The organism is Hymenobacter coccineus, assembly GCF_001816125.1.
GTDB lineage: Bacteria > Bacteroidota > Bacteroidia > Cytophagales > Hymenobacteraceae > Hymenobacter > Hymenobacter coccineus.
Genome location: NZ_MDZA01000053.1, coordinates 1 through 12,082, shown reverse-complemented (window position 1 = coordinate 12,082; position 12,082 = coordinate 1). Strand labels below are relative to the sequence as shown.

The 12,082-nt window shown below is 67.8% G+C and carries 10 protein-coding genes; 7 read left to right on the top strand and 3 right to left on the bottom strand.

All coding sequences use genetic code 11. The annotated features are described in order from the left end of the window. The 5 genes from BEN49_RS27600 to BEN49_RS04285 form a co-directional block, all read left to right on the top strand. Positions 1-1,117, top strand: a 1,117-nt coding sequence (locus BEN49_RS27600; RefSeq protein WP_070741258.1) for a hypothetical protein, incomplete at its 5' end; no start/stop codon positions are given. A gap of 231 nt (positions 1,118-1,348) precedes the next feature. After that, positions 1,349-2,332 carry a Gfo/Idh/MocA family protein gene (locus BEN49_RS04300; RefSeq protein ID WP_070741255.1) on the top strand — a complete coding sequence of 328 codons (984 nt, stop codon included), beginning with the start codon at positions 1,349-1,351 and terminating at the stop codon, positions 2,330-2,332. 60 nt (positions 2,333-2,392) lie between these two features. Beyond that, the gene (locus tag BEN49_RS04295) at positions 2,393-2,902 is read left to right on the top strand and encodes a PPC domain-containing DNA-binding protein (RefSeq protein WP_239691812.1); all 510 of its coding nucleotides are present in this window, start codon (positions 2,393-2,395) and stop codon (positions 2,900-2,902) included. 247 nt (positions 2,903-3,149) lie between these two features. Beyond that, on the top strand, positions 3,150-3,647 hold the full coding sequence (locus tag BEN49_RS04290; RefSeq protein WP_070741253.1) for a PaaI family thioesterase: 498 nt from the start codon (positions 3,150-3,152) through the stop codon (positions 3,645-3,647). Positions 3,648-3,674: 27 nt separating this feature from the next. Further along, positions 3,675-5,276: an amidase family protein gene (locus BEN49_RS04285; protein ID WP_070741250.1), complete on the top strand. Its 1,602-nt coding sequence runs from the start codon at positions 3,675-3,677 to the stop codon at positions 5,274-5,276. A gap of 26 nt (positions 5,277-5,302) precedes the next feature. Here BEN49_RS04285 and BEN49_RS04280 read toward each other — a convergent pair whose 3' ends face one another. The 3 genes from BEN49_RS04280 to BEN49_RS04270 all read right to left on the bottom strand — a co-directional run bounded on the left by BEN49_RS04280 (position 5,303) and on the right by BEN49_RS04270 (position 8,974). After that, positions 5,303-6,400 (bottom strand): alpha/beta fold hydrolase, encoded by a 1,098-nt coding sequence (locus tag BEN49_RS04280; RefSeq protein ID WP_070741262.1) that lies wholly within the window; start codon positions 6,398-6,400, stop codon positions 5,303-5,305. A gap of 112 nt (positions 6,401-6,512) precedes the next feature. Beyond that, positions 6,513-8,054, bottom strand: a complete 1,542-nt coding sequence (locus BEN49_RS04275) for a DNA integrity scanning protein DisA nucleotide-binding domain protein (protein WP_070741247.1) — start codon at positions 8,052-8,054, stop codon at positions 6,513-6,515. Positions 8,055-8,149: 95 nt separating this feature from the next. Continuing rightward, complete coding sequence (locus BEN49_RS04270; protein WP_070741244.1) at positions 8,150-8,974, bottom strand: energy transducer TonB; 825 nt, start codon at positions 8,972-8,974, stop codon at positions 8,150-8,152. Between the two features lie 202 nt (positions 8,975-9,176). On the opposite strand from BEN49_RS04270, the gene BEN49_RS04265 reads away from it, so the two are divergent. Both BEN49_RS04265 and BEN49_RS04260 read left to right on the top strand, forming a co-directional pair. Next, the gene (locus BEN49_RS04265; RefSeq protein ID WP_070741241.1) at positions 9,177-10,133 is read left to right on the top strand and encodes a bestrophin family protein; all 957 of its coding nucleotides are present in this window, start codon (positions 9,177-9,179) and stop codon (positions 10,131-10,133) included. 139 nt (positions 10,134-10,272) lie between these two features. Beyond that, the coding region (locus BEN49_RS04260) for an FUSC family protein (protein ID WP_070741239.1) at positions 10,273-12,082 on the top strand (1,810 nt) is incomplete at its 3' end.

Below are 12,082 nucleotides of genomic sequence, written 5' to 3'. Positions count from 1 at the left end.
CGCGGCAGGCGCCGGCCAAACCGGCCAGCAGGGCCCCGGGGCCCCGGCCGCCACCGCCGACCAAACGGGTAGCGAAGCTGAGCTTGACGCGACCACGCCGCCCGTGGAGCAGCGCCGCCGCCTAAGCCGTCGCTACCGGGTGCCGGCCGGTGGGCGCCCCTTTGCTTTGGAGGCCCGCTACGGCCGGGTGCAAATCAACACTTGGAGCAAGGCCGAAATCAAGGTGGAGGCCGAGCTGGTGGCCCGCTCCGAAACGGAGACCGGGGCGCGGCAGGTGCTGGGGGCCCTGGGCGTGCAGTGGCTCGACTACGACGCCCGCACGGGCGGCGTGCTGGTGGCCTCGCAGTTTGGGCCCATGCTGCGCGGCCGCAGCGGGTGCAGCGGCCGGCGCTACGAAATCAACTACACCGTGTGGCTGCCCGCAACCACGGCCCTGCGCGTAGCCAACGGCTTCGGGGCGGTAGCCGTGGCCGGCGACCTCACCGGGCCCGTTGACCTGGCCGTGGACTACGGCGACCTGCGCACGGCCCGCCTGCTGGGGCCCCGCAACGCGGTGCGCATCGCCAACGGCAACTGCGCCATCCCGTTTGCGGGCCGCGCCAGCATCGACGCCAGCTACGCCCGCCTGCGCCTCGACGCTGGCCAAACCGTGGACCTGCGCACCAACTACGCCGACGTGGAAGTGGGCACCGTGGAAACCCTGGTTGTGCACAGCAAGTACGGCGACCTGGCCCTGGGCACGGTGGGCTCGCTGCGGGGCTCGTCGGGCTTTTCGCGCTTCAGCGTGGCGAAAATTGGCGAGGAGCTGGACATGGCCCTGCGCTACTGCCCCGATTTTGAGGTGCGCGACACGGGCCCCAACTTCCGCCAAATCACCCTCGACGGCGGCTTCAGCACCATTCGCCTGGGCTTCGCCGAAACCCCGGCCTTCCGCTTCGACGTGCGCACCGAGCAGGGCCAGCTCCTCGTGGACCCCGCCCTGGTGCGGGTGCTGTCGGAGGCCCACGGGGCGCAGTCGAGCGACGTGCTGGGCGTGTTTGGGCGGGCCATGCCGCGGCGCGGGGCGGGCAACGTCAGCATCCGCATGCGCAACGGCACGGTGCGCTTCAGCCGCTAGGGCCCCAGGGAAACAGAAGCTGTTTGGTAGAGTAAAAAAACGTTATGCTGAGCTTGTCGAAGCATCTTTCCCGCTGAGTAGTTATTGATTACTGCTGCGGTAGAGATGCTTCGACAAGCTCAGCATGACGGTTCTACTATAGCCCAAATGCCGCTAGGGCCCCGGGCCCCGGACCGCCACAAAGCAAGCCCCGCCCTACCTTCGGCCGCTCACTCACCCAGCTTGTTTCTCATGCGTACTTTCAACTGGGCCGTTTTGGGCCCGGGCAACATCGCCCGCAAATTTGCTGCCGACCTGGCGCACGTGCCCGGTGCCCAGCTGCACGCCGTGGCCTCGCGCAGCCTGGCCAAAGCGCAGGCCTTCGCCGCTGAGTTTGGGGCCCCGCACGCCGTGGGCAGCTACGAAGAACTGCTAACGGTGCCCGGAATCGACGCCGTGTATGTGGCCACGCCGCACTCCGAGCACCACGCCCACACCCTGCTGTGCCTGCGCGGCGGCTTGCCCGTGCTCTGCGAAAAAGCGTTTGCCCGCAACGCCGGCGAGGCCCAGGAAATGGTGCGGGTGGCGCAGGAGCAGGGCGTTTTCCTGATGGAGGCGTTTTGGACGCGCTTCTTCCCGGCCATCGCCCAAGCCCTGGAATTGGTGCAGGCGGGCGTCATCGGCGAGGTGAAGCACTTGGTGGCCGACTTTGGTTTTGCGGCCACTTTCGACCCCAAGGGGCGGCTGTTCGACCCCGCGCTGGCTGGCGGCTCTTTGCTGGATATTGGGGTGTACCCGCTCTTCATCAGCCAGCTTTTCCTAGGGGCCCCGGCTACCGTGCGGGCCGTTTCGACGCCCACCGGCACGGGCGTGGACGCGAACTGCGCCATGGCGCTGGCCTACGCCAGCGGGGCCACGGCCACCCTGTTTTCCACCATCGCCGCCACCACCGACAACCGCTGCGTGCTGTACGGCACCAAGGGCCAGCTGCAACTGCTGGGACGCTTCCACGCGCCCACCGGCGTGCGGGTGCAGCTTGTCGGTGAGGCCGAAGCGCAGGAATACCCCGCGCCCAATGCGGGCGGCGGCTACCACTACGAGGCGGCGCACGTGCAGCAGTGCCTGGCCCAGGGCCTGCGCGAAAGCCCGCTGCTGCCCCTGGCCTTTAGCCTGGCGCTGATGGAGCTGCTGGACGCCGTGCGGCGCGAAATTGGGCTGCGCTACCCGGGCGAGTAAGGCCGCCGGGGCCCCGCGCCGCCCGGCCGTGGGGCCCATAGAATGCCGTTACTTTACCGGGTGTCCCGCTTCCTCCTTCCGCTGCTCGGGCTGCTGGCCGGCCCCGCGCTGGCGCAGTCCTCGCCGCGCCACCCTGCCGCCGCTGTGTCCGCCGCCCCGTCTTCTTCGCTGAAAACCTACGCCCTGCGCCTGCGCCCCGGCGACGACCTGCGCCAGGGCATCCTGGCCTTTGTGCAGGCCCAGCACCTGCGGGCGGGGGCCCTGCTCACGTGCGTGGGCAGCCTCACGGTGGCCACGCTGCGGCTGGCCAACCAGGAGGGCCCCACTGTGTACCGCGGCCACTTCGAAATCGTGTCGCTCGTGGGCACGCTCTCCACCAACGGCTCGCATCTGCACTTGGCCGTGGCCGACAGCACGGGCCGCACCCTGGGCGGCCACCTGCTCGACGGCTGCCGGGTGTACACCACCGCCGAAATCGTGCTGGCCGAGCTGCCGGAACTGGAGTTCCGCCGCGAAACCGACCCCACCTTCGGCTACCAGGAGCTGAAGGTGCACCCGAAGAAAAAGTGAAAAATGTGGGGAAATGTGAGAATGTGTTGGAGATAGGTAAACTTATAATCGAAGCTGTCTAGAAAGTCGTTAGAACGTCATGCTGAGCCTGTCGAAGCATCTCTACTGCGCAAGTAATCCAGTCGATTGGGTCAGTTGCGCAGTAGAGATGCTTCGACAGGCTCAGCATGACGGCCTGTTTGGGTAGGTACTCATAACGCTTGCTTTTCCTTCTCCTACATTTCCACATTGTCTCCACGTCTTCCCCATGCCCAAACCCACCGATTCCGCAGCCGCGGCCGCCTTTCGCCGCCAGGTGCTCAGCCCGGCCAAGCTGCGGCTGTTCATGCTGCGCAAATTGCCGATGGCTTGGCTGGCCGGCCTGCGCCTGCGCGCGCTGACGGCGGAGGCCGCCACGGTGACCGTTCGCTACAAGTATCTCACCCAGAATCCATTCTGCAGCATCTACTTCGCCTGCCTGGCCATGGCGGCCGAGTTGGCCAGCGGCCTCCAGGCCATGATGCACGTGCAAGCTGGGGGCCCCGTGTCGATGCTGGTGACGGGCCTGGAAGCCACGTTCACCAAAAAAGCCACGGGCCTGATTGCCTTCACCTGCCCCGACGGTTCGGCCATTGCCCAAGCCGTGGCCGAAAGCCGCGCCACCGGCGAGGGCCGCACCGTGGTGTGCACCAGCACCGGCCGCGACGAGGCCGACGACGTAGTGGCCGTGTTCCGCGTCACGTGGTCTTTCCGGGCCAAGCGCTAATTTCCTCCGCTTGATTATTTCCTCTCCATGATTACACTATTCAAGTCCGGCCGGCTCTTTTTGCTGGTCCTGCTCGGCGCGGTGCTGGGCAGCGGCTGCAAGCAATCCACCAAGCCAGATGCCCAGGCCAAAGCCCTGCGCTTTGAAGTGGCGGAAGCCTCAATTGCCGACGTGCAAGGGGCCCTGAAGCGCGGCGACTGCAACTGCGAGCAGCTCGTGCGGGCGTACCAGGCCCGCATTGCCGCCTACGACCAGCCCACCAAGCTCAACGCCATTGTTGTAACGAACCCCGCCGCGCTGGCCACCGCCCGGGAGTTGGATGCCGAGTACCGCCGCACCGGTAAAATGCGGCCGCTGCACTGCATCCCGCTGATTGTGAAGGATAACTACAACACGGCCGGCCTGCAAACCGCGGCCGGCTCGCTGGCCCTCAAGGGCTTCGCGCCCACCACTGACGCCACGGTGGTGCGGGCCCTGAAGGCCGCCGGGGCCATTGTGCTGGCGAAGTCGAACATGGCCGAGTGGGCCTTCAGCCCGATGGTGAGCATTAGCTCGCTGGCGGGCGAAACCCGCAACCCCTACAACCTGGCGCACGTGCCGGCGGGCTCCAGCGGGGGCACGGCGGCGGCCGTGGCGGCCAGCTTCGGCACGGCGGGCCTGGGCACCGACACCGGCAACTCCATCCGGGGGCCCTCGTCGCACAATGCCCTGGTCGGGTTCCGGCCCACGCTGGGGCTGGTCAGCCGCGTTGGCATCGTGCCGCTGTACCTGCGCAACGACACCGGGGGCCCCATGGCCCGCTCCGTGGCCGACGCCACCCGCCTGCTCGAAGTGATGGCCGGCCCCGACTCGGCCGACCCGCTCACGGCTTACAGCGCCGGCAAGGTGCCGGCCGGCGGCTACCAGCAGTTCCTAAACAAAGACGGCTTGAAGGGCGCCCACATCGGCGTGCTGCGCACCCTGAGCGAGCGCAGCCCCGACCCGCAGGTGAAGGCCGTGTTCGCGCAGGCGGTGGCCGACTTGCGCCGGGCCGGGGCCGTGGTGGTGGACGTGGAAATCCCGGACTTCGCCCAGGTCAGTAAAGGCCAATGGGCCTCGGTTTTCAAGCACGACGTGAACGCCTACCTGGCCGCCCAGGGCCCCAACACACCCGTGAAAAACATCGATGCCGTGCTGGCCTCAGGTAAGTACGCGGCCTACATCAAAGAAAACTTGCAAGACGAACTGGCCCACGGCGTGAGCCCCGCCGCCAGCACCCCCGGCCGCGGCGAGGCCTACACCGACCCGCGCCGCATTGCCTTTCGCCGTGCCGTGACGGCCGTGATGGACCGCTACCACGTGGGGGCCCTGGTGTACCCCACCTGGAACAACCCGCCCGCCAAAGTGGGCGACTTCAAGGGCTACCGCGGCGACAACAGCCAGCTCATTGCCCCGCACACCGGCCAGCCGGCCTTCACCGTGCCCATGGGTTTCACCTACGGCAACCTGCCCGCCGGCCTCCAGTTCCTGGGCCGCTCGTTCGACGAGCCGACCCTGATAACGTACGCCTACGCCTACGAGCAGGCCACGCACCACCGCCGGGCCCCGGCGCGGTTTCCGGCGCTGCCGGTAGCAACGGCCGCCCGGTAGGGCCCCCGGGCGCTGAACGGGCGGCGCTACAGCTTGGGCTTTTCGGTCAGGGCCAGCAGCTCTTGCAGGTAGCTGCCCCAAATGGCGGGGTTGGAGTGGGTGCCGTGGCCGGTGGTGAGGTCGGTGATGGGCAGCAGGATGTAGCGGCCCTTGGCTACCTTCTTGATTTCGTTGTCCAGAATGCCCAGCTCGGGCGGGTTCACCTGGTCGTCGGCCGAATTGATGGCGAAGAGCGGCGCCTTGATGGCGGCCAGGTGTGGAGCCGGGTTGTAGTCGCGGGAAGCGTCGAACTGGTAGATGAAGTCGTTGGCATCCAGGGCGGTGTAGAGGCTGGCTTCGGTTTTGGCCAGGGTGGCTTCGGCCAGGGCGCGGGTAGGGGCCAATCGCTGTAACTGCTTCGGGCTGCTGCCCATGAAGATGAGCGAGGACGCGGCCCCGGCGAGGCCCGTTTTGGGCTCGGTGGTGTAGGCCCCGCCCTTCCATTCGGGGTCCATCTCAATCATATCGATGGCCATTTTGCGCAGCATGCGGTTGCGGCCCGCTATTTCAACCGGCAGGCTGGCCAGGGGCAGCAGGGCGTCCATGAAGCCGGGGTACTGGTAGCCCCACACCCAGGTTTCCATGCCGCCCATCGACGTGCCCATCACCAGGCGCAGGTGGGCTACGCCGAGCTTTTCGGTCAGCAGCCGGTAGTTGGCCACCACCATGTCGTCGTAAGTGTACTTCGGGAACTTCATCCGTAGCCCGTTGCTGGGCTTGCTCGACTTGCCGTGGCCGATGGCGTCGGGCAGGATGACGTAGTACTTGGCCGCATCCAGCGGCTGCCCGGGCCCGAACAGGTGCCCTGCGAACAAGTCGCTCAGAAAGCTGCTGCCCGCGCCCGTGGTGCCGTGCATGATGACCACGGCGTTCGCAATGCGGCCGCTGCGGTCCTTGCGCGGCTGGCCCACGGTGGTGTAGTGCAGGTTCAGCATCGGCAGCGTTTCGCCGCTGGCAAACCGGAACTGGGGCAGCGCGAAGTCGCCCTCCACCGGGGCAGGGTAGGGGGCCTGGGCCCTGCCGGCCGCGGGCAGCAGCAGCCAGCCGCCAAGGAGCAGCGCAAGTCGGGTGGTAGAGCTAAGCATGGGCAGACGGCCGTAGTGGTTGGGGAGAACGCGCCAGCCCAACGGCCAGCCCGCGGTGCAAAAGGTACGACGATAACAGGCTCCCGGTGGGGCCCCCAGGGGCCCCGACAAGCTAGGCTACCTTGGGCAGCGTGTCCTTCGTGAGCACGTTCACCAGGCCGTCTTCGCTCACTACTACGGCCAGGCAGGGGTAGCGCGAGCTTTCGACGTAGCGCAGGGCCGAGTTGTAGCGGGCCCCGCGGCTGCCGTCGCCGCGGCCGCTGGCGGTGCCGTCCAATATCACGCCGATGGAGTAGCAGTAGCCCTCGGGGTCGAGCAGCACGGCCCCGTCGATGGCCGTGACGAGGCGCGTGATGAGCGGGGTGAGCGGCACGGGCTCGATGAGGGTGCACTGGAGCTTGAGGCGGTCGGCCTCGGCCAGGGCCTCGGTGGTGATGACGAGCAGCGTGCCGTGCTTCTGGCGGCTGGCTTCGAGCACCACGTCCCAGAGCTTGTCCACCTTGGGCGCGTCGCTGAGGCCGAAGGTGCGCTTGAGGTCGCGGCGGAAGCTGGTGCGGCTCAGGCGCGCGCGCGGCAGGCCGGGCAGGCCGTAGTGGGCGCGCAGCAGCAAGTGGGTGCCGTGCTGCAACTCCCAGGCGTAGTGGGTGACGAAGTTGACGGCAAACAGGTCTTCGCGGGCCGTGTCGTAGTGGCCCACCTGGCGGCCCAGGGCATACACGTTCTCCCCGTCGGCAAGTAAGTGCACGTCGGGGGTCGTCATTTCCAGCAGCTTGCGCACGGCCCGGTAGTCGGTGAGCGGGGTGGGGCAGGTGAGAGCGAAAATCTCCTCCAGGTTGGGGTGGTGGCGGCGGGCCAGCAGCAGCCGGCCCACGCCCTCGGCGCCCTCATAGCGCAGGCTCGAAATGGTGTTGCACGTCACGAAGAGCTGGGCCACGGCGGGGTCGAGGCCCAGGGCCTGGGCCGGCGTGTCGAGGAAGGAGCGGCCGGCGGCGCGCAGCAGCTCCTCGGCCTCGCGGGGGCGGCTCATCACGCCCGCGCCGGGCTCGGGCTCGCTCAGGTTCTTCACCGCTTCCTCGTTGAAGCGGTACATCACGGCCATGGCCAGCGATGTGGCCAGGGGCTTGCCGTCGGTGTAGTAGCGGTCGGGCAGCAGGGTGGGGTGAGCACGCAGGGCCTTGCGCTGCACCCGCAGCACCGTGATGACGAAGCAATCGTTGATGAGAATGGGCCAGCCCGCAAAGTGCACGTAGTGCGTATCAACGTCCAGCGTGTTCAGCACGTCCTGCACGGCCCAGCGCAGGCCCCGGCCCTCCTGCCGCCGGCGCAAAATGGCGGGCGAAAGGTCGTCGCGGTCGTTGTAGGTCCACGGGCTGGAGGACTGAATGTCCTGGCCCCGGGCCACCACGCCGGCGAAGGGCTTGGCGGGCAACGCATCGGCCCCGGCTTCCAAGAAGTGCGCGGGCAAGTCTGTATCGGTGGGCATGGCCAGCAGCTGCACCACCGGGTGTAGGTCGTCGTCGAGCATCCCAAACAGCTCGTCGGCCAGGGCCTGGGTGGTGCGCCGGAAGCGGGCTTGGTAGGGCCACACCGGCGCCGCATCGGCGGGGATAAGCAAAGTTTCGGGCAGCAGGGTATCGGTCTGGGCGGTGAACATGGAGCGGGAAATGAGGGGCGCGGCGCAAGCACAACAACGGAAACGGCTAAAAGTCCAACGCGGCGCGCCGGTAGGGCCCCGGGGCCCCGGCCGCCCTACAGTTGGAACAAGACGGGCAGCACCAGCTTTTGCTTTAGCGGCTTGCCCTGGTAGGTGGCGGGCTCCCACTTCGGGGCCGTCCGGATCAGGCGCAGGGCCTCTTCGTCGAGGCCCGAGCCCATCTTTTTAAGAACGCGCGCGTCGGTGAGGCTGCCGTCGGCCTGCACCATAAACTCGACCGGCACCTTGCCCTGGATTTTGCGCTGGCGGGCCAGCTTGGGGTACTGCTGGTTTTTCTCGATCCAGGCAAAAAATGCATCGGTGCCGCCCACCGGGGTGGCGGGCTTGTCGGGGGCCACCACGGCCGGCTGGTCAGGGTGGGCCGAGGCGGCAATGTCGGCGGCGTTGGGCGGCGGGGCGGGGGCCCCACCCTTGGCGGGCAGCTGCACAGTGGCGGCCGGGGGCGAGAGCACGAAGCTCACGGGCACCGTTACGCGCTGGCGCACCACCTGGCCGCCGTTTTTGGCCGGCGTCCAGCGCGGGCCGCTCTTGATGAGGCGCAGGGCCTCGGCGTCGAGCAGCGGGGCCACGGGCTTGGTCACCTCCACGTTGCTCACCACGCCGGTTTTCTCCACCACGAAACTCACCGGCACCGTGCCCTGCTGGCCCTGCTGCATGGCCGTGGCCGGGTAGCGCTGGTGGTCGGCCAGGAACTGGGCGTAGCGCGCCGTGCCGCCCAGCGGCACCGCCGGCTGGGCCACCGAGTCGTACACCTGGGTGCGGTCGGGCTTGGGGGCAGGGGCCCGCTTTTGGGCGCGGGCGGCGGAGCCGGCGGCCAGGCACAGGGCCACGGCTAAGGCAGGAAACAGGGGTTTTAACATGAAGATAAAATGAAGCGGGAAGGAATAAAGCACGGTGAACTCCCCCAAAATACGCTAATTTTGGCCGTTTCACGGGGCTGGGCTAACCAATGGCTGGGCCCCAAAGCTCCCATTGGCAGCCGCTGGTGCCCCAGTGTCCGGGCGGGGTTCGGCCAGGGGGCCCGGCGGCGGCGTATGCAGCATTTCCCCTCTATTCTTATTTATGTACATCCGTTCCAATCTTCGTCCCCTGCTTATCTGGCGCATGTCGCGCAAAAGCCTGCTGTTCTTTTTTGTCTATAACGCGCTCATTTGCTACCTGTACGGGCCCCTGAACGTGCACGTGCTTGACATTCCGTGGCAGCCGGTGGCCACGCTGGGCACGGCGGTGGCGTTCTACATCGGCTTCAAAAACAACGGCTCCTACGACCGTTTCTGGGAAGGCCGGCAGCTGTGGGGCAGCATCGTGAACACCTCGCGGGTGTGGACGCTGCGGGTGTTTGACTTCGTGCAATTCCCCGAAGGCTACCCCGACGGGCCCGACGTGCATGAGTTACACCGCCGCCTGGTGTACCGCCAGATTGCCTGGTGCAACGCCCTGCGCCTGCACCTGCGCCGCCAAACCGCCGAGCGCTGGGACGCCGAGGTGGCCCCTTTCCTGCTCGATCCTACCGACTCGGCCGCCCGCTTCGCCGCCAACCCGCCCACCCACCTGCTGCGCCACCAGAGCAAGGAGCTGCTCGACCTTAACCGCACGAACCTCCTCAGCGAGTACCGCCAGGTGGCCATGATGCAGACCGTGCAGGATTTGTTCAACTTCCAGGGCGGCTGCGAGCGGATCAAGAACACGCCGTTTCCGCGGCAGTACGCCTACTTCAGCTTCGTGTTCGTGTGGCTGTTTGCGCTGCTGCTGCCGCTGGGCCTGGTCGAGGAGTTTGACAGCCGGCTGGCCCTGGGCCGGTACCACGTGTGGTTGATGGTGCCGTTTTCGGTGCTCGTGTCGTGGGTGTTCAACACCATCGAAATGGTGGGCCACATCAGCGAAAACCCGTTCGACAACGCCATGAACGACGTGCCGATGACCAGTATTTGCCGCAGCATCGAAATTGACCTGCGCGAGCTGCTCAACGAAACCGACCTGCCGGCCAAAGTAGAGCCCGTGGACGACGTGCTGTACTAGCGGCCGCGCCATTGGGGCCCCGAAAGGCCGTCGTGCCGCGCGCAGCGAAGCACGACGGCCTTTGTGCTTAGGCCCCGGCACCACGTACTTTGACGGCCGGGGCCCCCGCCCGCTCTGCCTTCTTCCCACCTGCCGCCGCATGCGCCTGACCACCCGCCTGTACTATTTCTTCTTTGGAGCCGACTTTTCGAGCGGGCTGCGGACGGCGGTGTCCATTTTGCTGCCGGCGGCGCTGGGGGCCCAGTTCGGGCAGTTCGATTTGGGCCTGACGATGGCCACGGGGGCCGTGTGCGTGAGCGTGCCCGACGCGCCGGGCCCCGCCAGCCACCGCCGCAACGGCCAGCTCGCGGCCCTGGCCCTCGTGTTTGCCGTGGCTTTGCTCACGGGCTACGTGGCCCCGGTGCGCTGGCTACTGGGGCTGGAAGTGGCCCTGCTGAGTTTTGGGCTGAGCATGTTCCTGGTCTGGGGGGCCCGGGCCGGGGCCGTGGGCACGGCCGGCCTGCTGGCGCTGGTGCTCAACTGGGTGCGGCCCTACCGGGCGGCCCAGCAGGCGCTGGGCGAAAGCATCCACGCGCTGGCCGGCTACCTCAACGCCAAGGCCGATTTCTACCGCACCCGCACCGATCTGGCCGACGATTACCGCCGCCTGGTGGCCCGCCAGGTGGCGGTGAGCGACACCCAGGAGGCTGTGCGCGCCGTGCTCTTCCGGAGCCGGCAGGTGGTGAACGAGTCCACGAGCACGGGCCGGCGGCTGGTGCTTACCTTTATCGACGTGGTGGATTTGTACGAGCGGGCCACGGCCACGTTCCTCGACTACGGGGCCCTGCGGCGCGACTTTGCCGACAGCGGCGCCCTCGACGAGGTGGCCCGGCTGCTGCGCGCCCAGGCCGCCGCCCTCGACCGCCTGGGCGCCGCCATCCAGGCCAACCGCGCCCTGAGCGGCCCGCCGCCCGACTTCGGCCCCGCCCTCGAAGCCCTCAAAACCCACCTCGACGCGCTGGGGGCCCAGGAAGAGGGCCCCAGCGTGTGGCCGCTCAAAAAAACGCTCGTCACCCTGCGCGACTTCAGCCGCCGCCTGGCCGACATAAGCCGGTACTTCGACGCCGCCGGGGGCCCCGGGGCGGCCCCCGCCGAGCCCGGCCGCGCTGCCCAGCACCTGCAGTTCATCGCCCGCGACGCCTGGAAAGCGGGCGCCTACTGGCAGAGCTTCACCCTGAAATCGGCGGTGTTCCGGCATTCGCTGCGGGTGCTGGCGGCCAGCGTGGTGGCCTTCGGCGTGGCCGATTTGCTGTGGCAAGGGGCCCACAGCTATTGGATTTTGCTCACCGCCACGGTGCTGCTTAAGCCGGGGTTCAGCCTCACGCGGCAGCGCAACGAGCAGCGCGTGCTGGGCACGCTGGGCGGCGGCCTGTTGGGCTTGGCCGTACTGGCTGCCATCAGCAGCAACGACGTGCGCTTCGCCGTGCTGGTGGTGTTCGCCATCGTGGCCTACTCGTTTCAGCGCTTGAACTACGTGGTGTTCGTAGTGTTCCTCACGGCCTACCTCATCCTCATGTACGGGCTGCTGAAATTTGCGTACCTCGACGTGCTCCAGGAGCGCGTCATCGACACCCTCATCGGCTGCGGCATTGCGTTCGTATGCAGCTACTTCCTGTTTCCGCGCTGGGAAGCCGCCGGCCTGCCCGAGCTGATGGCCGCCGTGCTGCGCGCCAACCAGGCCTACCTCCACCAGGTGGCCGCCCGCCTGGCCGCCCCCGCCGGGCCCGCGCCCACTGCCTACCGCCTGGCCCGCAAAACCGCCTACGTGGCCACCGCCAACCTGGCCGCTGCCTTCCAGCGGATGCTCTCCGAGCCCAAGCGCACCCAGCACCAGCCCACGGCCGTGTACGAGTTCGTGGTGCTGAACTACACCCTGGCCGCCGGCGCCGCCGCCCTGGCCGCCGCCGATC